18 protein-coding genes are annotated in these 24,945 nt (G+C 73.3%); 14 read left to right on the plus strand and 4 right to left on the minus strand.

Translation table 11 applies throughout. The features are described from left to right. The first annotated feature begins 48 nt into the window (after positions 1-48). From C4U44_RS07000 to gatB, 5 genes are all read left to right on the plus strand, one after another. Positions 49-2,181, plus strand: a complete 2,133-nt coding sequence (locus tag C4U44_RS07000; RefSeq protein WP_103884711.1) for a putative bifunctional diguanylate cyclase/phosphodiesterase — start codon at positions 49-51, stop codon at positions 2,179-2,181. Positions 2,182-3,127: 946 nt separating this feature from the next. After that, positions 3,128-3,424, plus strand: a complete 297-nt coding sequence (gatC, locus tag C4U44_RS07005) for an Asp-tRNA(Asn)/Glu-tRNA(Gln) amidotransferase subunit GatC (protein ID WP_103884712.1) — start codon at positions 3,128-3,130, stop codon at positions 3,422-3,424. A gap of 5 nt (positions 3,425-3,429) precedes the next feature. Next, positions 3,430-4,923, plus strand: coding sequence for an Asp-tRNA(Asn)/Glu-tRNA(Gln) amidotransferase subunit GatA (gene gatA / locus C4U44_RS07010; RefSeq protein ID WP_103884713.1), 1,494 nt, complete (start codon positions 3,430-3,432; stop codon positions 4,921-4,923). Beyond that, positions 4,920-5,207 carry a hypothetical protein gene (locus tag C4U44_RS42335; protein ID WP_235031850.1) on the plus strand — a complete coding sequence of 96 codons (288 nt, stop codon included), beginning with the start codon at positions 4,920-4,922 and terminating at the stop codon, positions 5,205-5,207. Before gatA ends, C4U44_RS42335 begins: the two co-directional genes overlap by 4 nt. Before the next feature lie 30 nt (positions 5,208-5,237). Beyond that, a complete protein-coding gene (gene gatB / locus C4U44_RS07020; protein WP_103884714.1) occupies positions 5,238-6,740 on the plus strand; it encodes an Asp-tRNA(Asn)/Glu-tRNA(Gln) amidotransferase subunit GatB in 1,503 nt (500 codons plus the stop codon). Positions 6,741-6,842: 102 nt separating this feature from the next. On the opposite strand, the gene C4U44_RS07025 is transcribed toward gatB, so the two are convergent. After that, positions 6,843-7,139, minus strand: coding sequence for a DUF3817 domain-containing protein (locus tag C4U44_RS07025; protein WP_103884800.1), 297 nt, complete (start codon positions 7,137-7,139; stop codon positions 6,843-6,845). A 2-nt stretch (positions 7,140-7,141) separates the two neighbouring features. Further along, positions 7,142-7,654, minus strand: coding sequence for a hypothetical protein (locus C4U44_RS07030; protein WP_103884715.1), 513 nt, complete (start codon positions 7,652-7,654; stop codon positions 7,142-7,144). 279 nt (positions 7,655-7,933) lie between these two features. Here C4U44_RS07030 and C4U44_RS07035 point away from each other — a divergent pair, with 279 nt between their 5' ends. The 4 genes from C4U44_RS07035 (at position 7,934) to C4U44_RS07050 (ending at position 14,857) form a co-directional block, all read left to right on the plus strand. Further along, positions 7,934-8,872, plus strand: coding sequence for a GlxA family transcriptional regulator (locus tag C4U44_RS07035; protein WP_103884716.1), 939 nt, complete (start codon positions 7,934-7,936; stop codon positions 8,870-8,872). A 171-nt stretch (positions 8,873-9,043) separates the two neighbouring features. After that, on the plus strand, positions 9,044-11,371 hold the full coding sequence (locus C4U44_RS07040; RefSeq protein WP_103884717.1) for an MMPL family transporter: 2,328 nt from the start codon (positions 9,044-9,046) through the stop codon (positions 11,369-11,371). 220 nt (positions 11,372-11,591) lie between these two features. Further along, on the plus strand, positions 11,592-11,837 hold the full coding sequence (locus C4U44_RS07045) for a hypothetical protein (protein WP_103884718.1): 246 nt from the start codon (positions 11,592-11,594) through the stop codon (positions 11,835-11,837). Beyond that, positions 11,834-14,857 carry a helix-turn-helix transcriptional regulator gene (locus C4U44_RS07050; RefSeq protein WP_235031851.1) on the plus strand — a complete coding sequence of 1,008 codons (3,024 nt, stop codon included), beginning with the start codon at positions 11,834-11,836 and terminating at the stop codon, positions 14,855-14,857. Before C4U44_RS07045 ends, C4U44_RS07050 begins: the two co-directional genes overlap by 4 nt. 26 nt (positions 14,858-14,883) lie before the next feature. On the opposite strand, the gene C4U44_RS07055 is transcribed toward C4U44_RS07050, so the two are convergent. After that, positions 14,884-16,098 carry a PQQ-dependent sugar dehydrogenase gene (locus C4U44_RS07055; protein ID WP_103884720.1) on the minus strand — a complete coding sequence of 405 codons (1,215 nt, stop codon included), beginning with the start codon at positions 16,096-16,098 and terminating at the stop codon, positions 14,884-14,886. A 238-nt stretch (positions 16,099-16,336) separates the two neighbouring features. Continuing rightward, positions 16,337-17,359, minus strand: a complete 1,023-nt coding sequence (locus C4U44_RS07060; protein ID WP_103884721.1) for an aldo/keto reductase — start codon at positions 17,357-17,359, stop codon at positions 16,337-16,339. 48 nt (positions 17,360-17,407) lie between these two features. Between C4U44_RS07060 and C4U44_RS07065 the strand changes: the two genes are divergently transcribed. From C4U44_RS07065 to C4U44_RS07085, 5 genes are all read left to right on the plus strand, one after another. Beyond that, on the plus strand, positions 17,408-18,391 hold the full coding sequence (locus C4U44_RS07065; protein WP_103884722.1) for a 2-hydroxyacid dehydrogenase: 984 nt from the start codon (positions 17,408-17,410) through the stop codon (positions 18,389-18,391). 256 nt (positions 18,392-18,647) lie between these two features. Next, entirely contained in the window at positions 18,648-21,617 is a 2,970-nt protein-coding gene (locus tag C4U44_RS42340; protein WP_407642789.1) for a putative bifunctional diguanylate cyclase/phosphodiesterase, read from the plus strand. A gap of 201 nt (positions 21,618-21,818) precedes the next feature. Further along, positions 21,819-23,687, plus strand: a complete 1,869-nt coding sequence (locus C4U44_RS07075) for an acetolactate synthase large subunit (protein WP_103884723.1) — start codon at positions 21,819-21,821, stop codon at positions 23,685-23,687. A gap of 115 nt (positions 23,688-23,802) precedes the next feature. Then, positions 23,803-24,330 carry an acetolactate synthase small subunit gene (gene ilvN / locus C4U44_RS07080; protein WP_103884724.1) on the plus strand — a complete coding sequence of 176 codons (528 nt, stop codon included), beginning with the start codon at positions 23,803-23,805 and terminating at the stop codon, positions 24,328-24,330. Between the two features lie 148 nt (positions 24,331-24,478). Next, on the plus strand, positions 24,479-24,945 hold a 467-nt coding region (locus C4U44_RS07085; RefSeq protein WP_160144990.1), incomplete at its 3' end, for an NAD(P)-binding domain-containing protein.

Raw genomic sequence — 24,945 nt, forward strand, 5'->3', positions numbered from 1 at the left:
GGCGCCGGCGCACCTGCTTGCAACACGGGCCGGGAGAGTGACACGGGTATGGAACCCACGGAGAGCGTCGGAGCGGTGCGGCTGCCCCGAAGCAGCGCGGCCGCGCCCGTCCTCCCGTCGAGCCCGGCGGCCTTCGTACGGTGGACCGTGCCGGTCGCCGCGGCGGCCGCGCTCGCCATCGGCATCGGCCGGCTGCTGGACCGCGGCGACGCGCTGTTCCCGGGCGGCCGGGTCGGCTGGGCGCTGGCCGTCCTGACGGGCATCATCGTCGGCCATCTCGTCGCGATGGGACGCGACCGCTGGTGGGGCGGCACCGGATCCGGTGCCGCCCTCGTGCTGGCGGTGCTGCTGATGTTCGGCTGGGTGCCTGCGGTGCTGGTCAGCCTCGCCGTGGTGGTGCTGGTCGGCGGTGCCCGCCGGCACCGCTGGCGGCAGGCCGGGCTGCACGGCGCGATCGACATCCTCGGCATCGGCGCGGGCTCGCTGGCGCTCGACCTGCTCGACGTGCACCCCTCGGTGGAGCATGCGTGGGCGCCGGAGGACTGGAGCTGGTCGGCGCTGCCCAGCGTCGTCGTCACCGCCCTGGCCTATCTGGCCGCGACCCGGGTGCTGCTGTGGGCGGCCTTCGCCCCCCGCGGCGGACTGCCCACCGTGGCCCGCACCGCACTGGTCCGGCAGGGACTGGTGGGCGCGGCGCTGCTCGGCATATCCCCGCTGATCCTCGTCGTCGGCTCCGCCGAACCCACACTGCTGCCGCTGTTCGCGGTGCCGCTGATCGCCCTCGACTCGACGCTGTGGATCGCCCGGGCCCGCGCCGAGGAGCAGCTGCGCGATCCGCTGACCGGACTGCCCAACCGCCAGTGGCTGCTGGAGCGCACCTGGTCCGCGATCGACGCCGCGCAGACGCTCGGCGGGGCGGAGTCGGACACCCCCGGCGCCCGGGGCCGCGGCCGGGTCGGACTGATCCTCATCGACCTCGACAAGTTCCGCTCGGTCAACGACACCCTCGGGCACCTGGCCGGCGACCGGTTGCTGCTCCAGGTCGCCGACCGGCTCCAGCTGGCCCTGCCGCGCGGCGCCGAGGCGGCCCGGCTCGGCGGCGACGAGTTCGCGGTGCTGCTGCCCGCCTGCGACTCCGCCACCCGCGCCCAGCGCGTCGCGCGCACCCTGGTCGCCGCGCTCGGTTCCCCGCTCAGCCTGGACGGCCTGACGCTGGTGCTGGAGGCCAGCGCGGGCGTCAGCATCTTCCCCGAGCACGCGCTCGACGCGGAGGGGCTGCTGCGCCGCGCGGACGTGGCGATGTACCAGGCCAAGCGGGACCGCAGCGGCGCGGAGGTCTACGAGGCCACCCGCGACGCCAACACCCCCGACCGGCTCGGCCTGCTCGGCGATCTGCGCAGGGCGCTGGACGCGGGCGACGTCGAACTCCACTACCAGCCGAAGGTGCGGTTCGACGGGCAGGTGGTGGGGCTCGAGGCGCTCGTCCGCTGGGTGCATCCGGAGCGGGGCCGGGTCAACCCGGAGGAGTTCATCGCGATGGCGGAGACCTCCGGGTTGATGCCGAAGCTCACCGAGTACGTCCTGGACACCGCGCTCGCCCAGATCGCGAAATGGCGTGCGCTGGGGCTGAACGTCCCGGTCGCCGTCAACGTCTCGCCGCGCGATGTGCACAGTCCCGGGTTCGCCGGGGCGGTCGCCGCGCGGCTGGCCCGGCACCAGGTGCCGCCCGGCTCGCTCCAGTTGGAGATCACCGAGCACGTCCTGCTGGAGGACCCGCAGCGCGCCGCCGACACGCTCAACGGGCTGACCGGGCACGGCGTGAAGATGTCCCTCGACGACTTCGGCACCGGGTACTCCTCGCTGGTGCATCTGCGGCGGCTGCCGGTCAGCGAGCTCAAGATCGACCGTTCCTTCGTGGCCCGGCTGATCGTCGACGCCGAGGACGCGGAGATCGTGCGCTGCACGATCGACCTCGCCCATTCCCTCGGGTTGATGGTGGTCGCCGAGGGCGTCGAGGACGACGAGACGTGGGAGCGGCTGCGGGATCTGCGGTGTGATGCGGTGCAGGGGTGGTTGGTCGCTGCCGCTATGCCTGCGCAGGAGGCGACGCACTGGTTGCAGGCGCGGGGGGACCGGGGGTGGCAGCGTCCGGCCGCCGCCCTCCCCGCGAAGCGGGCGTAGCCCGACCTCCCGGATCGCCCTGCCCCCCTCCCGAAGAGGGGTGCCCTCCCGGTCGACGGTGCTTTTCCCGTGCGGGGTGCCGTCGCGATCGACGGCGCCCCCGTGCGGGGTGCCCTTGCGGCTGAAGGTGTCCCTTCCCCGGGGCCGGGGTGCCCTTGCGGGCTGAGGGTGCTTTGCAGGGGCGCGGGGAACTGCGCGAGGAACCGGCCACCGGCCGGTGGTCCGGGGGCTTCGCCGTGGGGGCTGGGCGTGTGGGTCCCCGGCTGCGCCGTGCTGGCTGAGCGCGCAGTTCCTCGCGCCCCTGGAGGGTGCGGTCCTGCCGCGAGGGTGCCCCACTGCCCGTGCCGGGGGCCCTTGCGGGCTGAGGGTGCTTTGCAGGGGCGCGGGGAACTGCGCGGGCAACCGGCCACCGGCCGGTGGTCCGGGGGCTTCGCCGTGGGGGCTGGGCGTGTGGGTCCCCGGCTGCGCCGTGCTGGCTGAGCGCGCAGTTCCTCGCGCCCCTGGAGGGTGCGGTCCTGCCGCGAGGGTGCCCCTTCCCCGGCCTCGGGGTGCCCTTGCGGGCAGAGGGTGCCTTACAGGGGCGCGGGGAACTGCGCGAGGAACCGGCCACCGGCCGGTGGTCCGGGGACTTCGCCGTGGGGGCTGGGCGTGTGGGTCCCCGGCTGCGCCGCGCCGGCTGAGCGCGCAGTTCCCCGCGCCCCTGGTGGTTGCCGTCGCCCGCAAGGGCGCCCCCGCCCCCGGGGGAGGGGACACCCTCTATCCGCAAGGGCACCCCCGTCCCGGGGAGAAGGGGACACCCTTCATCCGTGAGGGCACCCCGCCCCCGGGGGAGGGGCACCCTCTATCCGTGGAGGCACCCCGCAGGGGAAAGCGGGGTGCGGGTGGGGGCGGGGAGGGCCGTAGGATTGGGGCCCCAAAGACATCTCACCCCGCAGAGGACCGCTGCATGCCTGGCATCACCCCCGAGGAGGTCGCCCACCTCGGCCGGCTGGCGCGGATGGAGCTGTCACGCGAAGAGTTGGACCACTTCGCCGGACAGCTCGACGACATCATCGGCGCCGTAGCCCGCGTATCCGAGGTGGCCGGCGAGGACGTCCCGCCGACCTCCCACCCGCTGCCCCTGACCAACGTGATGCGCCCGGACACCGTCCGGCCGTCGCTGACCCCGCAGCAGGCGCTGTCGGGTGCGCCCGCGCAGGAGCAGCAGCGCTTCAAGGTCCCGCAGATCCTGGGGGAGGACTGACCGCCGTGACGGACATCATCAGGCTCACCGCCGCCGAGACGGCGCGCAGGATCGCGTCCGGCGAGCTGACCGCGGTCGAGGTGACCGAGGCGCACCTGGCCCGGATCGAGGCCGTGGACGAGAAGGTGCACGCGTACCTGCACGTGGACCGGGAGGGCGCGCTCGCCCAGGCCCGCGCGGTGGACGCCAAGCGCGCCGCCGGGCAGGAGCTGGGCCCGCTCGCCGGGGTCCCGCTCGCGCTGAAGGACATCTTCACCACCGAGGGCGTGCCGACCACCGTCGGCTCCAAGATCCTCGACGGCTGGATCCCGCCCTACGACGCGACGGTCACCCGGAAGCTGAAGGCCGCCGACGTGGTGATCCTCGGCAAGACCAACATGGACGAGTTCGCGATGGGCTCCTCCACCGAGAACAGCGCCTACGGCCCGACCGGCAACCCGTGGGATCTGACCCGCGTGCCGGGCGGCTCCGGCGGCGGCTCGGCCGCCGCGCTCGCCTCGTACCAGGCGCCGCTGGCGATCGGCACCGACACCGGCGGCTCGATCCGGCAGCCCGCCGCGCTGACCGCCACCGTCGGGGTCAAGCCGACCTACGGCGGGGTCTCCCGCTACGGCATGGTCGCCTTCTCCTCGTCGCTCGACCAGGGCGGGCCGTGTGCGCGCACCGTGCTGGACGCGGCGCTGCTGCACGAGGTGATCGCCGGGCACGACCCGATGGACTCCACCTCCGTGGACGTCCCCGTGCCGCCGGTGGTGGAGGCGGCCCGCAGCGGTGACGTCAGTGGCCTGCGGGTCGGCGTCATCCAGGAGTTCGGCGGCGAGGGCTACCAGGCCGGCGTGGTCCAGCGCTTCGAGGAGTCGGTCGAGCTGCTGCGCGGCCTCGGCGCGGAGATCGTCGAGCTGTCCTGCCCGTCGTTCGCGTACGGGCTGGCGGCGTACTACCTGATCGCGCCGTCGGAGTGCTCCAGCAACCTGGCCCGCTTCGACGCGATGCGCTACGGCCTGCGGGTCGGCGACGACGGCACCCGGTCCGCGGAGGAGGTCACCGCGCTGACCCGCGAGGCCGGCTTCGGGGCCGAGGTCAAGCGCCGCGTCATCCTGGGCACGTACGCGCTGAGCTCCGGCTACTACGACGCGTACTACGGCTCGGCGCAGAAGGTGCGCACCCTGATCACCCGCGACTTCGAGCGGGCCTTCGAGCAGGTCGACGTCATCGTCTCGCCCACCACTCCCACCACGGCGTTCCCGATCGGCGAGCGTGCCGACGACCCGCTGGCGATGTACCTGGCCGACCTGTGCACCATCCCGGTCAACCTGGCGGGCAACGCGGCGATGTCGCTGCCGTGCGGGCTGGCCCCGGAGGATGGTCTCCCGGTGGGTCTGCAGATCATCGCGCCCGCGCTCAAGGACGACCGGCTCTACCGGGTCGGCGCCGCCGTCGAGGCCGCCTTCGTGTCGAAGTGGGGCCACCCGCTACTTGAGGAGGCACCGCAGCTGTGAGCACCCAGACGAAGTCCGCGGCGAAGAGCACCGGCGGAAAGAAGGCCGGGTCGGCCGACGCGTCGGCCAAGGGCGGCAAGGGCAAGAAGGGCACCTACCTGTCCATCGGCACCTCGCTGTTCAGCGCCTTCACCGCGGTGAAGAAGGTGCGGACCGCCCGCAGCGAGGAGGACAACCTCCAGCTGATCGACGCCGTGCTGCGGGCCGCCGCGGTGACCACCGGCATCGTGCTGCTCGTCCGCGAGCTGCGCCGGCTGAGCGATGAAGACGTCCTCGCGGACTGACGGACCGACGGAAAAAGAGGTACACGAACAGTGACCGTCACGGACCTGCTGTCCTACGAGGACGCACTCGCGTCGTACGACCCGGTGATGGGTCTCGAGGTCCACGTCGAGCTGGGCACGCGGACGAAGATGTTCTGCGGCTGCTCCACCGAGCTCGGCGCGGAGCCCAACTCGCAGGTCTGCCCGACCTGTCTGGGCCTGCCCGGTGCGCTGCCGGTGGTCAACGAGATCGGCATCGAGTCCGCCGTCAAGATCGGACTCGCGCTGAACTGCGAGATCGCCACCTGGTGCCGGTTCGCCCGGAAGAACTACTTCTACCCGGACATGCCGAAGAACTTCCAGACCTCCCAGTACGACGAGCCGATCGCCTTCAACGGCTACCTGGACGTCCAGCTGGAGGACGGCGAGGTCTTCCGGGTGCAGATCGAGCGCGCCCACATGGAGGAGGACACCGGGAAGTCCACCCACATCGGCGGTGCGACCGGCCGTATCCACGGCGCCTCGCACTCCCTGCTGGACTACAACCGGGCCGGCATCCCGCTGATCGAGATCGTCACCAAGCCGATCGAGGGCGCCGGAGCCCGCGCGCCCGAGGTGGCCCGCGCCTACGTCGCCGAACTGCGCGAGCTGATCAAGGCGCTGGGGGTGTCCGAGGCCCGCATGGAGATGGGCCAGATGCGCTGCGACGTCAACCTGTCGCTGCGCCCGCACGGCCGCGAGAAGTTCGGCACCCGCAGCGAGACCAAGAACGTCAACTCGCTGCGCAGCGTGGAGCGGTCGGCCCGCTTCGAGATCCAGCGGCACGCGGCGGTGCTCTCCTCGGGCGGCACCATCGTGCAGGAGACCCGGCACTTCCACGAGGAGGACGGCTCCACCACCTCCGGCCGGATCAAGGAGGAGGCGGAGGACTACCGCTACTTCCCCGAGCCGGACCTGGTGCCGGTCGCGCCGGCCCCGGAGTGGGTCGAGCAGCTGCGTGCCGGGCTGCCGGAGCTGCCGCTGGCCCGCCGCAAGCGGCTCAAGCAGGAGTGGGGCATCTCCGACTTCGAGATGCAGTCCGCGCTGAACGCCGGTGCGATCGACCTCATCACGGCGACCATCGACGAGGGCGCGGACGCGGCCTCGGCCCGCAAGTGGTGGATGGGCGAGCTGGCCCGGCACGCCAACGAGACCGGCGCGGAGCTGGCCGAGCTGGCGATCACCCCGGCGCAGGTGGCCAGGGTCGCCGCACTGGTGGCGGCCGGCGACCTCAACGACAAGCTGGCCCGGCAGGTCATCGAGGGCGTGCTGGCCGGCGAGGGCGACCCGGACCAGGTGGTCGAGAAGCGCGGCCTGAAGGTCGTCTCGGACGACAGCGCGCTCGGCGCGGCCGTCGACCAGGCCATCGCGGACAACGCGGCGGTCGCCGAGAAGATCCGCGGCGGCAACCTCGCGGCGGCCGGCGCCCTGATCGGCGCCGTCATGAAGCTGACCCGCGGCCAGGCGGACGCCAAGCGGGTGCGCGAGCTGGTGCTGGAGAAGCTCCAGGGCTGAACCGGCGACAGCCCACGGCACGGCGAAGGCGGCACCTCCGAGTGGGGTGCCGCCTTCGTCGTACCCGGGGCTCGCGCCCGCTGCCCCGCGCGAGCGCCCTCTTCAGGTGCGGACAGCTTCCTTGCCGTCCGCCGCGACGGCGGTCGCAGGGGCGGCGCGGCGCAGCCGGCGCACCGCGAGCAGGCCGCCGACGCCAGGAATGAGGGCCGTGGCCCTGGTGGCGCGCCCGGCGGGCCCGGCCCGCAGGACCGCCACCACGACGAAGAGGTAGACGCAGCCGTGGGCGGGACCCACCAGCGCGGCGACGGTCCTGTCGTCGACGGTCGCGAGGTTGGCGAACAGCGCGGTCAGCGAGAGGAGTTCGGCGTGCGCGGCGATGCGCAGGCTGCGGAGGTCCACGTTCACACCCCCGTGGTGGAGCCGGGGCGGACGATCATCAGGACGGTGACCGTGGCCCACAGCAGGTTGAAGACGCCGGCGAGCATGGCCAGTCGCCGGGCCGAAGCGGCGAGGCCGGTGACGGTGCCCGGCGCCCCGCCGGAGGCGGCGGCGAGCGCGCCGTCCTGGGCGGGCAGGATCAGCAGCGCGAGTAGCCCGGCGGCGACCGCGGTCAGCAGGATCGAGGCGATCAGCCACCCGCTACCGAGGACGCCGAGGCTGCCGGCCGTGGCGAAGCCGAAGACGGGGACGGCCACCCCGATGCCGGCGTAGACGCGGCAGACGCGGTGCAACTGCCGCAGGCCGGCGAGCGCGCCGGGGCCGGCGGGGTCACCGGGGCCGGCGGGGTCACCGCCTCCCGCGGCGGCGCCGTCGATCCGGCGCAGGGCCGCGGGGAACATGCTGGCGGCCACGGCGACCGGCCCGATCGCCAGCACGGCCGCCAGGACGTGCAGGCTGAGCAGGACCTTCGTCATGACCGGCGGCCCTCGGGCCGGGCGGTGGGGGCGTGCATGGGGGACTTCCTTCGGGTGCGGGTGGCACCGGCACCGTGCCGGCCCGACCCGACGCTATGCGGGCTCCCCGCGTACTCCCAGTGGCAGTTGTGACAGGTTTCCACGGGATATCGCCAGCGCGCTGATCGGGGTGGGGCGCGGCAGGACATGGGCGGCCGATCAGGCACATCGACCCTCGGCTGCACGCGTCCGGCACCCCGCGCCTCCGTCCGTTTCCCGGCGATGGGGTACGTTCTCGCCATGCACACCGTGGCCGTCCTCGCCCTGGACCAGGTGATCCCGTTCGACCTGTCCACCCCGATCGAGGTCTTCGCGCGCACCCGCCTCCCCGACGGCCGCCCCGGCTACCAGGTCCGGGTGTGCGGCGAGGGGCCCGAGGTCGACGCGGGCGCCTTCACCCTGCGGGCCCGCTGGGGCCTGGAGGGGCTGGTCGGCGCGGACACGGTGATCGTGCCCGGCACCGCCCTCCCGGAGGCGCCGCTGGCCCCGGCCGTGCGGGCGGCGCTGCTCGACGCCGCGGCGGCCGGCACCCGTCTCGCCTCCATCTGCACCGGCGCCTTTCCGCTCGCCGCCACCGGGCTGCTCGACGGACTGCGCGCCACCACCCACTGGCTCGCCGCCGGTGCGCTGGCCGCCGCCCATCCGCAGGTCGAGGTCGACCCGGACGTCCTCTACGTGGACAACGGGCAGATCCTCACCTCGGCCGGCGCGGCCGCCGGCCTGGACCTGTGCCTGCACATGATCCGCGCCGACTACGGCTCGGCGGTCGCCGCCGATGCCGCCCGGCTGTCCGTGGTGCCGCTGGAACGCGAGGGCGGCCAGGCGCAGTTCATCGTCCACGATCACACGCCCGCCCCGCAGGGTGCGCAGATGGACCCGCTGCTCGACTGGCTTCGGGGCAATCTTGCCAGCGCGTTGACGCTCGCGGACATCGCGGACCGGGCCGGGGTCAGCACCCGCACGCTGATCCGGCGCTTCCGCGAGCAGACCGGTGTCACCCCGCTGCAGTGGCTGCACCGGGCCCGGGTGCGCCAGGCCCAGCACCTGCTGGAGACCACCCGGCACCCGGTCGAACGCATCGGCGCGCAGGTCGGTTTCGGTTCGGCCACCGCGTTCCGGGACCGCTTCAAGCGCACCACCGGGGTCAGCCCGCACGCCTACCGGCGGTCCTTCGGCTGACCGCCGGAGCGGGCGAACGGCCCGGACTTATCTTTTACGGACACTTGTGAGGAGGAGCACGAAAGCCGCAAAGGATCACTTTCTCCTGGCACAGTGGGCGGAACGTATCGCCACGGGACTCGCACGGGCGTACCGACCACGCATTCCGCACCCGCAAGGGGACAGCAGCCCATGGCCGTACTCGCCCGGTGGTGCCTCAGTCGCCGACTCACCGTCGTGCTGCTGTGGCTCACCGCCCTCGTCGGGCTCACCGTCGCCGCGTCCGTCGCGGGCTCCGCGTACTCGCAGCAGTACGACGCCCCGAACACCGAGTCCAGCCACGCCGCGACCCTGCTGCGCGAGGCGTTCCCCGGGCAGGCCGGCGACTCCGACACCATCGTCTGGCACACCGACCACGGCACCGTGCGCGCCGGCGACGTCGAGCAGACCATGACCAAGGTGCTCGACCAGGCCCGTTCGCTGCCCGGTGTCACCTCGGTGACCAGCCCCTACGGCTCCTCGGGCGCCGGCCAGATCAGCCGCGACGCGCACACCGCCTACGCGGCCGTCGACTACGGCAAGGACGCCGACAGCATAAGCCGGGCCCAGGCCCAGGCCCTGGTGGACACCGCCAAGGCCGGCCAGGGGCCGGGCCTGGAGGTCGAACTCGGCGGCCAGGCGATCGGCAACACCGAGGCCGCCAGCGCCCACCTCAGCGAGGTGGTGGGAGTGGCGGTGGCCGCCGTGGTGCTGCTGATCGCCTTCGGATCCTTCGCGGCGATGCTGCTGCCCATCGCCACCGCGCTGGTCGGCTGCGGCACCGCCTACATGGGCACCGTGCTGCTCGGCCACGCCATGACCGTCGCCGACTTCGCCCCCATGCTCGGCATGCTGATCGGGCTCGGCGTCGGCATCGACTACGCGCTGTTCATCGTCACCCGGCACCGCAAGGGCCTCAAACGCGGCCTGCCCGTCGCCCGGGCCGCCGAGGAAGCCGTCGCCACCACCGGCAAGGCCGTGGTCTTCGCCGGCGGCACCGTGTGCGTGGCCGTACTCGGCATGCTCCTGCTCCGGCTGAACTTCCTCAACGGTGTCGCCGTCGCCGCCTCGCTCACGGTGCTGCTCACCGTGGCCGCGTCCGTGACCCTGCTCCCCGCGCTGCTCGGGCTGATCGGTCACCGGGCACTCAGCCGGCGGGAGCGGCGCGTGCTGGCGCACGGCGGCGGCTGCCCGGCCGAGCAGCACCGGCGGGCCGAGGAGCACACCGGTTGCCGCGGTGCCGACGCGCCCGCCGCACCGCCCACCGGTGTCGCGGCCCGCTGGTCCGGGTTCGTCGCCCGCCATCCACGCCTGCTCGGCGCGCTCGCCGCAGCCGTCATGGTGGTGCTCGCGCTGCCCGCCTTCTCGCTGCACCTGGGCACCTCCGACCAGGGTCTCGACCCCTCCACATCCACCACCCGCAAGGCGTACGACCTGATCGCCGACGGGTTCGGCCCCGGCACCAACGGGCCGCTGACGCTGGTGGCCACCACCGACAGCGCGGGTGCGCTCGTCGCCCTGGACCACCTCCCGCAGACCCTGCGGCACACCCCCGGGGTCTCCTCGGTCACCGGCCCCGACCTCGACGGCGCCGGCCGCGTCGGCGTCATCACGGTGGTGCCCGACAGTTCCCCGCAGTCCGCCGCCACCTCGCACCTGGTGGACGAGTTGCGCCACGACGTGCTGCCGGCCGCGGAGAAGGGCACCGACCTGAAGGTCGACGTGGGCGGATCCACGGCCAGTTACGACGACTTCGCCGCCGTGGTGATCGGGAAGCTGCCGCTGTTCGTGGGCTGCGTGGTGGGACTGGGCTGCCTCCTGCTGCTGGTCGCCTTCCGCTCGCTCGGCGTCCCCCTCAAGGCCGCGGTGATGAACATCGCGGCCGTGGCCTCCTCCTTCGGCGTGGTCACCGCGATCTTCCAGTGGGGCTGGGGCAGCGAGTGGCTCGGCCTGGGCCGGGCCGGCCCGATCGAGCCGTTCCTGCCGGTGATCCTGGTCCCGGTGCTGTTCGGGCTCTCGATGGACTACCAGGTCTTCCTGGTCAGCCGGATGTACGAGGAGTGGCGCCGGACCGGGAACAACCGCCGGGCGGTGCGCGTCGGGCTGGCCGAGACCAGCCGGGTGATCAACTCCGCCGCCGTCATCATGGTCGCGGTCTTCCTCGCGTTCGTGCTCAGCGGGGACCGGGTGATCGCGATGTTCGGCATCGGCCTGGCCGCCGCGGTGGCCCTCGACGCCTTCGTGCTGCGCACCCTGCTCGTCCCGGCGCTGATGCACCTGCTCGGCCCGGCCAACTGGTGGCTGCCCGGCTGGCTGGAACGGCGGCTGCCGCGGCTCGACATCGAGACGGTGCCGGACACGCGGCCACCGGTCGCCGCGCCGACCGTCCCGCTGCCCGCGGGAGCCCTGGCCGCGCCGGGCGAGCCCCGCCCCGCGGAGCCGTCCGGGTCGCGCGTGACCGTCAAGGCCCATGTGCCTTAGGCCGCTGCGCCCGCCTGAGGTGTTTCCGCCGCGTCTAAGGACCCCCGCGGCCGGATAAGGCACCCTCTAAGGCGTTCCTCGGCACGGTGATGCCGTCACCTAAGCATTCGAAGGTCGATGACCCGACCTGAACTTCGGGAAGCTGCCCGATGTGGCCCAACCCCCTTGGAGACGAAGATAGGAGGCACAAAGAGAGAAGCACTTCCAAGGAGAAGCCACGATGTTCGCTCACGAACTGCAGCAGGCCCGCAACGCCGAACTCCGCCGCCGCGCCGAGGAGTGGCGGCTCGTCCAGGCCGCCAAGGCCGCCCGCACCGCCCAGCGCCGTACCCGCACCCAGGCGCGCCGCGTCCAGGCGCACTCCGCGGTACGCCAGGACGCCGAGGGGGTGCCTTCCTCCGATCGCTCCGGCGCGGGCCCCCTCGGCCGTGTGCACCAGATGATGCACCCGCACAGCACGGTATGACCGGTCAGCTAATCGGTGTCGCGGCGGGCGCCGGGCATGCCATGCTCGGCAAGGTGCAGACCCAGTCCCTCAGCCCCGAGTTCATCGGCCGCGACACCGAGCTGACCCGGCTCGCCGCCGTACTGGCAGCCGCCGACGGCGGCGCGCCGCAGGCGGTGCTCATCGGCGGCGAGGCGGGGGTCGGCAAGACCCGGCTCACCGAGGAGTTCATGGCGGCGGCCGGCGCCGCGGGCGCCGTCACCGCGATAGGCGGCTGCGTGGAGATCGGCGCGGAGGGGCTGCCCTTCGCGCCGGTCTCCACCGCGTTGCGCCACCTCTACCACCTGCTCGGCGCCGAGCTGACCCAGGCCGTCGCCGGACAGGAAGCCGAACTCGCCCGGTTGCTGCCCGAGTTGGGCGACAGCGGCGCCGGCCGCCGTGACCCGCACGACGAGGAGGGCCGGGTCCGGCTCTTCGAGCTCACCGCCCGCCTGCTGGAGCGGCTGGGCGCCGAGCGCACCCTCGTCGTGATCGTCGAGGACCTGCACTGGGCCGACCGCTCCACCCGCGAGCTGCTCGCCTACCTCTTCCGGTCGGTGCAGCACTCCCGGGTGCTGATCGCCGCCACCTACCGCAGCGACGACATCCACCGCCGGCACCCGCTGCGACCCTTCCTCGCCGAGACCGACCGGCTGCGTACCGTCGAGCGCATCGAGCTGAGCCGCTTCAGCCGTGACGAGGTCAGGCGCCAGCTCACCGCGATCCTCGCCGAGAGCCCCGTCGACGCCGTGGTCGACGACGTGTTCGCCCGCTCCGACGGCAACCCGTTCTTCGTCGAGGAACTGGCCTGCAGCATCCGCGGCGACTGCTTCACCGGCATCAGCGACTCGCTGCGCGACCTGCTGCTGGTCCGGGTCGAGCAGCTGAGCGAGTCCGCCCAGCGGGTCGCGAAGTTCGTCGCGGAGGGCGGCAACGCCGTCGAGTACCGGGTGCTGGCGGCCATCACCGGGATCGGCGAGGACGACCTGCTCGACGCGCTGCGCAGCGCGGTGAGCGCCAACATCCTGCTGCCCTCCGCCGACGGGGACGGCTACCGCTTCCGCCACTCCCTGGTCCGTGAGGCGGTCGGCGACGACCTGCTGCCCGGCGAGCGCAGCCGGATCAACCGCCGCTACGCCGAGGCGATCGAGGCCGACCCGTCGCTGGTCCGCGCCGACGAGCGCGCCGCCCGGCTGGCCAGTTTCTGGTACGCCGCGCACGACCCGGCCAAGGCGCTGCCCGCCGTGCTGCGCGCCGCCGTGGAAGCCCGTGACCGGCACGCCTACGCCGAGCAGTACCGGCTGCTGGAACGCGCGTTGGAACTGTGGGACGCCGCGCCCGCGGAGGTCCGCGACGCGCTGCGGCTCGTCGACTTCGCCGAGGCGTACGCCCCGCTCAGCCCCGCGGAGTACACGTCGGCGGCCGGGACCGGCGACCCCGACCGGCCCTTCCGCTTCCTCGACCTGCTCGCCGAGGTCACCGTCGCCGCCCGGCTCGGCGGCGAGCGCGAACGCGCCTACACGATGACGAAGCGCGCCCTGCGGCTGATCGAACTCGACGGCGACCAGGAGCCGTTGCGCGCCGCCTGGTTCTGGTCCCAGCGCTCCCGGCTGATCGAGGACCTGGGCCGCGGTGACGGCTGGGAGGAGCTGGGCCGGGCCCAGGAACTGGTCCGCGGCCTGCCGGCGTCGGCCGCGCACGCCGAGGTCCTCTCGCACACCGCCGGCTGGATCATGATCCACAACCCCAGTGAGGCGGGCATCGCCGCCGCCGAGCAGGCCGTCGACCTCGCCCGGCGAACCGGCGTGCGGGACACCGAGTTCCAGGCGCGGATCACCCTCGGCATCCTCCAGGCCGACTGCGGCGACGTCGACGGGGGCCTGGCCGAGATCGAGGACGTGCTGAAGCAGCTCGCGAAGCTGCCGCTGCCGAGCATCACCGCGCGCGCGTACGGCAACCTCGCCTCCGTCCTCGAAGGCGCCGGACGCTCCGGCGAGGCGGTGCGGGTGGCACGCGCCGGGCAGACCCTCGTGGACTCCCGGATCTCCGGGCCGACCCGGGCCTGGCTGCTGCTGGACGAGGGCGAGTCGCTGATCTCGCTCGGCCGCCTCACCGAGGCCGTACCCCGGCTCGCCGAGGCCAACCGGCTGGTGCAGACCGCCTATCTGAAGGCCGGCGGCGAACTGCTGCTCGGCCACGTCGCCCTCACCACCGGCGACATCGATGCCGCCGTCACGCACCACGCGGCAGCGGCCGAAGGGCTTCGCCGCGACACCCAGCCGCAGCACCAGCTCCCGCTGCTGAAGCTGGGCATGCAGGTCGCCCTCGCCCAGGGCAGGACCGCCGACGCCCGCGAGGAACTCGCGCGGGCGGTCCGGCACGGCTTCCCGCCCGGCTCGACCCGGTTCTCCTGGCCGATGATGGTGGCCGGTGCGGCGCTCGACCCGGAGACGGTACGCGCCGGCGCGGCGGAACTGCCCCGGCCCACCCCCCTGTGCGAGGCGTACGCGCTGCTGCTCGCGGCCGAACTCGACGGCGGGGAGCCCGCGTTGTGGGCCGCCGCCGAGGAGGCGTTCGCCGCCGAGGAGCGGCCGCTGGAACTGGCCGGCATCCGGCTGCGGCGCGCCGAGGCCCTGCTCGCGGCGGGCGGCCCCGGCGCGCGGGACGAGGCCGGCCGCCTGCTCGGCCTCGCCGACGGCATGGCCGCCGAAGCCGGCGCCGCGCCGCTCGGCGCGCGGATCGCCGCGCTCGCCCAGCGCGCCCGGCTGCGCACCACCCCCGAGGACCCCGCCGAGACCTTCGGTCTCACCGCCCGGGAGCGCGACGTGCTGCGCCTGGTGGCCGACGGCCGCACCAACCGGCAGATCGCCGAGGAGTTGTTCATCTCCCCGAAGACCGCGAGCGTCCACGTCTCCAACATCCTGGCCAAGCTCGCCGTCTCCACCCGCACCGAGGCCGCCGCCCTCACCCATCGCCTCCAACTCCTGCCGAAGGCGCGGTGACCCGAACTCGGTGACCCGAACGCGCCCTAAGAGACGGTGAGTTGGAGGATGCGGTCGTCGCCGGGGTGCGGGGTGCCGCGGTCGTCGGTGTTGCTGGTGGTGAGCAGCAGGGTGTGGTCGTCGAGGGCGACCACCGTGCGCAGCCGGCCGTACTTCCCGTTCAGGAAGGACTGGGGCGCGGCGGACGGCTTGGCACCGGCCAGCGGGATGCGCCACAGCCGCTCGCCCTTGAGGGAGGCCATCCAGATGCAGCCTGCGGCGTAGGCGACCCCGCTCGGCGACGCGACGTCGGTGTGCCACTGCTCGACCGGATCCACGAACCCCGGGTGGTGCGCGATCCCCTCGACCGTGGGCCAGCCGTAGTTCGCGCCCGGCCGGATCAGGTTCAGCTCGTCCCAGGTGTCCTGGCCGAACTCCGAGGCCCACAGCCGCCCTTGCGCGTCCCAGGCCAGGCCCTGGACGTTGCGGTGGCCGGGGGAGTAGACGAGCGAGCCGGGGGTGGGGTTGTCGGACGGCACCTGGCCGTCGGGCGTCATCCGCAGGATCTTCCCGCCGAGCGAGGACATGTTCTGGGCCAGCGCGCGCTGGCCGGTCTCGCCGGTCCCCGCGTAGAGGTCGCCGTCGGGGCCGAAGGCGATCCGGCCGCCGTTGTGGAGGGTGCCGGTGGGGATGCCGCGCAGGATCGTGTCCGGCGCGCCCAGTTGCTCGCCCTTGGGCCGGGACGGGTCGTACAGGAAGCTGGCGATGCGGTTGTCGGACTCGGTGGAGAAGTACGCGTACACCAGGTGGTCGGAGCCGTAGTCGGGGGAGATCGCCAGCCCGAGCAGGCCGTTCTCGCCGCCCTTGGTGTGGGTGACGCCGGGCACCAGGCCGATCTGGGTGACGCTGTGCGTCTTGGGGTCGACCCGCGAGATCCGGCCGGTGTCGCGCGCGCCGACCAGCAGGGTGCCGTCGGGGAGCTGGACCAGCCCCCAGGGCGCGCTGAGCCCGGTCGCGACGGTACCGGTGACCTTCACGGTGCCCTTCGCCGGCGGCGTGGACGTCGCGGCGGAGGGGGAGGCGGACCCGGAGGGCCCGGCGCCGCCGCTCGCGGGCGTCCGGCCGGACGTGGCGGATGCGGAGGGGCGCGCCAGGTTGGGCGACGCCGAGGAGGAGCACCCGCCGACCAGCAGCGCCGCCAGCAGCGCCGCGACCCACGCCCCGCCGCGTGCCGGCGTCCGTACGGACCTGCCGCAAGCCATCACCGTCAGCTCCCGCAACCGTCGACCGGGCAGCCCTGCCGTGCCCGGAGTCCCCGCGTCCTCGTCACCTTCGTCTCACCTTCGTCCAGGCAAGCACACCACACCCCGCGCCGGTGTCGCGCGCGTTCGCGATCAACCGGGGCAGGCGGCCCGGCCGGTGGGCGATCCGCCCCCTCCAGCCGGGTGGCCCGCGGCCTCGGGGACGCGCCTCCCCGGGACGGGCCGGCCGGCCGCGGGGTCAGTCCCACGACTCCTGGGCTGCGGGCAACTCCGCGATCTCCGCCAGGTCCGCCGCGGTCAGCGCGAGATCGGCCGCGGCCGCGTTCTCCGCCGCCCAGCGGGCCGTCTTCGTGCCGGGCACCGGCACCACGAAGGGTCCCTGCGCGAGCACCCAGGCGAGCGCGACCTGGGCCGCCGTCGCGTCATGCCGCGCGGCCACCCGGCGCAGGCCGGCCACGATCGGCTGGTTCGCGGCCATCATCTCCGCGGTGAACCGGGGATGCCTGGCCCGCAGGTCCTCGCGTTCGAAGCCCTCACCGGGGGTGAGGGTGCCGGTCAGGAAGCCGTTGCCGAGCGGCATCGCGGCCAGGAAGCCGACCCCGCGCGCCGCGCACCACGGCAGCAGCTCGGCCAGCGCCTCCGGCGCCCACACCGACAGTTCCGCCTGCACGCAGCCGACCGGGAAGACCTGCTGGGCCCGGGCCAGGTGGCGGATCGTCTCGTCGTGCAGCCGGTCGCCGCCGCGACCGCCCCTGACCCGCCCGCCGCGCGCGCCCACGGCGCACAGGCCCAGCGTGCGCACCTTGCCCGCGGCGACCAGCTCGGCCATCGCCCCCCAGGTCTCCTCGACCGGCACCTCGGGGTCGACCCGGTGCAGCTGGTAGAGGTCGATCGTGTCGGTCTGGAGCCGGCGCAGCGACGCGTCGCACGCCCTGCGGACGTACGACGGGCGGCCGTTGGCGACGAGGTGCTGCTCGCCGACCAGCAGCCCGCACTTGGTGGAGACGAACGCGTCCGCCCGCCGCTCCCGCAACACCCGCCCGAGCAGCAGCTCGTTGGTGAACGGGCCGTACATGTCGGCGGTGTCCAGCAGCGTCACCCCCGCGTCGAGCGCGGTGTGCACCGTCCGCAGCGAGGCCTCCCCGCTGCGCGGCACGCCGCCGCCCGCGCGCGACGTGCCGTACGCCCAACTCATCGGCATGCAACCGAGGCCGACCGCGCCCACGTCGAGCGCCGTGGCCCCGACCTTCCTGCGCTCCACCCGTCCCAACCTCCTCGCGCCGCCCCACTGTGCCATAGCCTCCTGACCATGACCGACACCACCCGAACCGACCGCACCCCAGGCCAGGACCCGTCCGCCGCCCGACCCACGGTGTGGCTGTCCCTGCCGCCGGACGAGATCGAGGGACTGCCCGACGCCTTCGACTACGTCCACTGGGACGGAGAGGACGACTTCCCCGCCGATCCTGCCGACGCCTCCTTCTACGTCGTCCCCTACATGAAGGGGCCGGTCGCCGGCGCGCGGCCGCTCGCCGCGATGCGCAACGTCAAGGTGGTGCAGACGCTCAGCGCCGGCGTCGACCACATCGCCCCCCACCTGGGGCAACTGCCGCCCGGCGTCCGGCTGTGCAACGCCCGCGGGGTGCACGAGGCCAGCACCGCCGAGCTCACCCTCACCCTCATCCTGTCCTCGCTGCGCGGCGTCCCCCGCTTCGTGCGCGGCCAGGACAACGAGAAGTGGTACGCGGGCTTCTACCCGGCGCTCGCCGACCGCCGCGTACTGATCGTCGGCTACGGATCGATCGGCGCGGCCGTCGAGGACCGGCTGGTGCCCTTCGAGTGCACGGTCGAGCGGGTCGCCCGCAGCGCGCGCCCCTCGCCGCGCGGCCCGGTGCACGCCATGGACGAGCTGCCCGGCCTGCTGCCGTCCGCGGACGTGGTGGTGCTCACCACCCCGCTGACCGAGCAGACCCGGGGCCTGGCCAACGCCCCGTTCCTGGCCGCGATGAAGGACGGCGCGCTGCTGGTGAACGTCGCGCGCGGGCCCGTGGTGGACACCAAGGCCCTGCTCGCGGAGACGGAGTCGGGCCGGCTGACGGCGGCACTCGATGTCACCGACCCCGAGCCGCTGCCGGCCGGCCACCCGCTCTGGCACGCGCCGGGCGTGCTGATCAGCCCGCACGTGGGCGGCAGCACCTCCGCGTTCCTGCCCCGTGCGAAGCGGCTGGTCGTCGGCCAGTTGCGGCGGTTCGCGGCCGGAACGCCGCTGGAGAACGTGGTCGCCGAGAGCTGAACGCGCCGGACGGCGGCCGGGCAGCGGCGGGACGGGAGTACGCTCCGGCCGACCCCTGACGGTTACGCACAGTAGGACGTCCCTATCCCAGAGTGACCAATCTGGTGTATCGTCGGCATACGGGGGCACGTCGTGACCGAACGGCCATGGGCGCGACGCTGCGAACGACGACTGGATGAGGGGGGCGGGCGATGCAGGACCCGAGGCGCGAGCCGATCACGCGGCGCCGGCGCACCGCGGCACACCGGACCGCGCCGTGAGCGCCGGAGAAGCCGTGCTCACCGCACCGCCGACCACCGCCGAGGACGACGGCCAGGCCGTCGGCCTGCTCCCGCAACTGCTGCTCGCCCTGGTCTGCGCCGGCTACACCACAGGCGCCACCCTCGGCTGGGGCCGTCATGAAATCGCCCTGGTCATGGGCGACTTCGGGCTCGCCGCGGCCGCCGCCGCGGCCAGCGTCTCCTCGCTGCTGTACGCACGCCGCGCGGCCGGCCCGCACCGCCCGGCCTGGCTGCTGTTCTCGTGCTCCTCGGCGATGACCGCGCTCGGCAACGGCATCTGGGGGTGGTACGAAGTGGTGCTGCGCCGCCCCGTGCCGCAGACCTCCGCCGCGGACTTCTGTTTCCTGATGTTCGCCCCACCCGCGATCATCGGACTCCTGGTGCTCGCCAAACGCCCGGTGACCAGGGCAGGTTGGGTGTGTCTGGCACTCGACACCTGGCTGATCGGCGGCTCGCTGCTCACCTTGTCATGGAGCCTGGCGCTGGCCCGCACCGCCACGATCGACGGGCCCAGCACCGCCCGAATGGCCCTGTCGCTGGCCTACCCGCTGCTGGACATCGTGCTGGTGAGCATGGTGCTCGCGCTGCACTTCCGGCGCGCCGGGGTCAACCGCGCCGCGGTCAACACCGCGATCGCCGCCCTCGCGCTCACCGTGCTGTGCGACGCGCTGTTCACCTCCCCGCTGCTGCGGGAGCACTACCGCTCGGGCCAGGTGCTCGACGCGGGCTGGTTCGCCGGCAGCCTGCTGCTGGCCTACGCCCCCTGGGTCGGTGCCCGGATGTCCGCCTCCCCGCACCCCCACCCGCCGCGCCGGGCCGGGGCCGCCACCCGCAAGGTCGCCACCTCCCTGACGGCCCTCACCCCGTACCTGGCCGCCGCGGTCTGCACCCTCGGCATCCTCTACAACGTGATCAACGGGCAGAAGTGCGACCGCGTGGTCCTGCTCACCGGCTGCACCGTGGTGATGGCCCTGGTGGTCCGGCAGGGCATCATGCTGCTCGACAACATCGCGCTGACCCAGGAACTGGCCCAGAAGGAGAACCACTTCCGCTCCCTGGTGCAGGGGTCGAGCGACGTCATCATGATCGCCGCGCCCACCGGCGTGCTGCGGTACGTCAGCCCCGCCGCCCAGGGGGTCTACGGCCGGGACCCGGAGGAGATGGTCGGCACCGAACTTGCCGCCCACATCCACCCGGACGACCTGGGCCGGGTCCTGCACGAGGTGCGCCGCTTCCTGGCCGCCCCGCCCGGCGACGAACCGTCCACCCGCATCGAGTGCCGGATCCGTGCCGACCGCATCGAGCGCCCTGACCGTCCCGACCGGCCCGACCGTCCCGGTGTCCGGCACGGCTGGCTGGACATCGAGTCCAGCGTCACCCGCTACCAGGGCGGCCTGATCTTCAACAGCCGCGACATCACCGAACGCGTCCGGCTGCAGGCCCAGTTGCAGCACAACGCGTCGCACGACCCGCTCACCGACCTGCCCAACCGCGCCCTGTTCCTGGAGCGGCTCGGCCGGGCCGTCGGCGGCCGCCGCGCCGGCGACGCCCGGACCGCCGTGCTGTACGTCGACCTCGACGGGTTCAAGGCGGTCAACGACACCGTCGGCCACCAGGCCGGCGACGACCTGCTCGTGCAGGCCGCGCGGCGGCTGCGCGCGACCCTGCGCTCCAGCGACGTCGCGGCCCGACTCGGCGGCGACGAGTTCGCCGCGCTCATCTCCGGCCCGGAAGGCGCCACCGCCGCCTCCCCGGCCCCGTACCCGGCGCACCCCCACCCCGGGCACCCCGGCCACCCCGCCGACCGCTTCGTGTTCGGCGCGCACGGCCCGATCCCCGCGCCCCGCACGGCCACCGCGGACCCGCCGAAACCGGGCCCGCGGCCCACCGTCGAGGAGCGGATCCGCGACATCGCCGACCGGCTGCGCACCGCGCTGTCCGAGCCCTATCGGGTCGACGGCATCGAGGTCCGGGTCGGCGCCAGCATCGGCATCGCGTTCGCCGAGCCCGGCGCCGCCCCCGGCGAGGTGATGCGCCACGCCGACCTGGCGATGTACCGGGCCAAGCAGTCCGGCAAGGGCCGGGTGGAGCTGTACGCGCCGCGGCTGCAGGCCGAGGCCGTGCGCCGGACCGAGCTGGCCGGCCGGGTCAGGACCGCCCTGGACAACGGCGACTTCACCCTGCTCCACCAGCCCGTCGTGGAGCTGTCCGGCGGCCGGATCACCGGCGTCGAGGCGCGCGCCCGCTGGCGCACCCCGCAGGGCATACTCTTCACCCCAGCGGAGTTCCTGTACCCCGGTGACGGCGCCGAGCGCGACTTAGAGACCGCGCGGCTGTTCGACCACCTGCTCGACCAGGCCGTCGAACAGGCCGCGCTCCGGTACGGCGCCGGCCATCGTGTCCCGGTGACCGTACGGCTGTCGGCTCGCCGCCTGCTGCACCGCGACCCGCCCGCCACCGGCATCGAGCACCTGCTCGCCCGGCACGAGCTGCCGCCCAGCGGCCTGGTGGTCGAGCTGGCCGGCGACGACCCGCGGATCGCCCCGGAGGAGCTGGAGCGCCGGCTGACCTGCCTGCGCCGGCTCGGGGTGCGGATCGCGCTCGGCGGCTTCGCCGCGGGATACGGCTCGCTGGGCGCCCTGCGCACCCTGCCGGTCGACGTGATCAAACTCGACCGCGCCTTCACCGACGGCGTCGTCGAGTCCACCCGGCTGCACAAGATCACCCGGGGCCTGCTCGGCATCGCCGCCGACCTCGGCATCCGCACCGTCGCCGACGGCATCGACCGCCCCGAGCAGGTCCAGGCGCTGCGCGAGATGGGCTGCGCGCACGGCGTGGGGATGGCCTTCTCCGGCCCGCTCGACGAGCACCACCTGCGCGGCTCGCTGACCCGCGGCGGCTACCCGGTATGTTCGAATGCTGAGACGCCCGTCCCACCGGCTTGACACCCGGATGGGGACGGGAGGAAGGTCAGGGCCATGCGCACCCGAATTCTCGTACTTGGACAGCGCGCCGGCTGACCGAGGCATCCTCCGCCTCGCACCGCACCGGCGCGCTCCCCTCGCTTGCCTCACGGCACGAGGGGTTTTTTGTTGTCCGGCACCGGTTCCACAGCAAACCCTCATCTTCGAGAGAAGAGAACGCAGATGACCGAGCAGGCCACCGGGTCCCACCACCCGCAGCGGAACCGCAGCGCGGTGCCCGCCGCCCCCGCGGAGCGCATGACTGGTGCACAGGCCCTCATCCGCTCCCTCGAGGCCGTCGGCGCCGACACGGTATTCGGCATCCCCGGCGGGGCGATCCTGCCGGCGTACGACCCGCTGATGGACTCGTCGAAGGTCCGCCACGTGCTGGTCCGCCACGAGCAGGGTGCCGGGCACGCCGCCACCGGTTACGCGCAGGCCACCGGCAAGGTGGGGGTGTGCATGGCCACCTCGGGCCCCGGCGCGACCAACCTGGTCACCCCGATCGCCGACGCGCACATGGACTCCGTGCCGATCGTCGCGATCACCGGCCAGGTCGCCTCGAAGTCCATCGGCACCGACGCGTTCCAGGAAGCGGACATCTGCGGCATCACCCTGCCGATCACCAAGCACAACTTCCTGGTCACCGACCCGGACGAGATCCCGCGCACCATCGCCGAGGCGTTCCACATCGCGGGCACCGGCCGCCCCGGCCCGGTGCTGGTCGACATCGCCAAGGACGCCCTGCAGAACCAGACCAGCTTCAGCTGGCCGCCGCAGCAGGACCTGCCCGGCTACCGCCCGGTGACCAAGCCGCACGCCAAGCAGATCCGGGAGGCCGCGCGGCTGATCAACGAGGCCCGCCGCCCGGTGCTCTACGTCGGCGGCGGCGTGCTCAAGGCCCGCGCCACCGCGGAACTGCGTATCCTCGCCGAGCTGACCGGCGCCCCCGTCACCACCACCCTGATGGCGCTGGGCGCGTTCCCCGACAGCCACCCGCAGCACGTCGGCATGCCCGGCATGCACGGCGACGTCTCCGCGGTCACCGCACTGCAGAAGTCGGACCTGATCATCGCGCTCGGTGCCCGCTTCGACGACCGCGTCACCGGCCGGCTGGACACCTTCGCGCCGCACGCGAAGATCGTGCACGCCGACATCGACCCGGCGGAGATCTCCAAGAACCGGGTCGCCGACGTGCCGATCGTGGGGGACGCCCGCGAGGTGCTCGCCGACCTGATCGTCGCCGTCCAGGCCGACCACGAGGCCGGCCACCGCGGCGACTACACCGACTGGTGGCGGCAGCTGTCCTTCTGGCGCAACACCTACCCGCTCGGCTACGAGGTGCCCGACGACGGCAGCCTCTCCCCGCAGCAGGTCATCGAGCGGATCGGTGAACTCGCCCCCGAGGGCACCCTGTTCGCGGCCGGCGTCGGCCAGCACCAGATGTGGGCGGCCCAGTTCATCAAGTACGAGCAGCCCGGCACCTGGTTCAACTCCGGTGGCGCCGGCACCATGGGCTACGCGGTGCCCGCCGCGATGGGCGCGAAGGCCGGCCGGCCCGACGCCACGGTCTGGGCGATCGACGGCGACGGCTGCTTCCAGATGACCAACCAGGAACTGGTCACCTGCGCGCTGAACAACATCCCGATCAAGGTCGCCATCATCAACAACGGCGCCCTCGGCATGGTCCGCCAGTGGCAGAACCTCTTCTACGGTGAGCGGTTCTCCAACACGGTGCTGCACTCCGGCGCCGAGAGAGTGCCCGGCTCCACCCAGGGCGTCGGCTCCATCCGGAACCACGGCACCCGGGTGCCGGACTTCGTCAAGCTCTCCGAGGCGATGGGCTGCGTGGGCCTGCGCTGCGAGTCCGCCGCCGAGCTCGACGCCGTCATCGCCAAGGCGAACGAGATCAACGACCGCCCCGTCGTGGTGGACTTCATCGTGCACGAGGACGCCATGGTCTGGCCGATGGTGGCGGCCGGCACGTCCAACGACGAGATCATGGCGGCCCGCGACGTCCGCCCGGACTTCGGCGACGGCATGGAGGACTGACGCACGAGCTCCCGTAGTGGGCGGCCGACGAAACGAGGCGGCCCGCGGACGGAGTGAGCAGGAGGTCCGACCCGAGAACCGGCAGACCTGACGCCCGACGAAGGAACCTGAATCCATGTCCAAGCACACCCTCTCCGTCCTGGTGGAGAACAAGCCGGGCGTCCTGGCCCGGATCACCGCACTGTTCTCCCGCCGGGGCTTCAACATCGACTCGCTCGCGGTCGGCACCACCGAGCACCCGGAGATCTCGCGGATCACCATCGTCGTCAACGTGGTCGATCAGTTGCCGCTCGAACAGGTCACCAAGCAGCTCAACAAGCTGGTCAACGTGCTGAAGATCGTCGAGCTCGACCCGGCCGCGGCGATCGCCCGCGAGCTGGTCCTGGTGAAGGTGCGGGCCGACAACGAGACCCGCTCGCAGATCGTGGAGATCGTGCAGCTCTTCCGCGCCAAGACCGTCGACGTCTCCCCGGAGGCCGTCACGGTCGAGGCCACCGGCGGCGCCGACAAGCTGGAGGCCATGCTCAAGATGCTGGAGCCGTTCGGCATCAAGGAGCTGGTCCAGTCCGGCACCATCGCGGTCGGCCGCGGCGCCCGGTCCATCACCGACCGCAGCCTGCGCGCGCTGGACCGCTCCGCGTGATCCCACCGGCGGACCGTCCCGCGCGACCCGCGTGACCCACCCCTGAACCGCGGTGCCCGCAGCGATCCGCATGGCGAGACCCCGCATCCCCCCTCCGCCCACCCGTCGTACGGTGGGCCGTACCAACCGATCCAAGGAGAGACCAGAAGTGGCCGAGCTGTTCTACGACGACGATGCCGACCTGTCCATCATCCAGGGCCGCAAGGTCGCGGTCATCGGCTATGGCAGTCAGGGCCATGCCCACGCGCTGTCGCTGCGTGACTCCGGTGTCGATGTGCGCGTCGGTCTGCATGAGGGTTCCAAGTCCAAGGCGCAGGCCGAGGAGCAGGGTCTGCGGGTGGTGACGGTGGCCGAGGCCGCGTCCGAGGCCGACGTCATCATGATCCTGGTGCCGGACCCGATCCAGGCGCGTGTGTACGAGGAGTCCATCAAGGACAACCTGAAGGACGGTGACGCGATCTTCTTCGGTCACGGCCTGAACATCCGCTTCGGCTTCATCAAGCCGCCGGCGGGTGTGGACGTGTGCATGGTCGCGCCGAAGGGTCCGGGTCACCTGGTGCGCCGGCAGTACGAGGAGGGTCGTGGTGTGCCGTGCATCGTGGCGGTCGAGCAGGA

This window comes from Actinacidiphila yanglinensis, from assembly GCF_900107965.1.
In the GTDB taxonomy this organism is placed as follows: Bacteria; Actinomycetota; Actinomycetes; order Streptomycetales; family Streptomycetaceae; genus Actinacidiphila; species Actinacidiphila yanglinensis.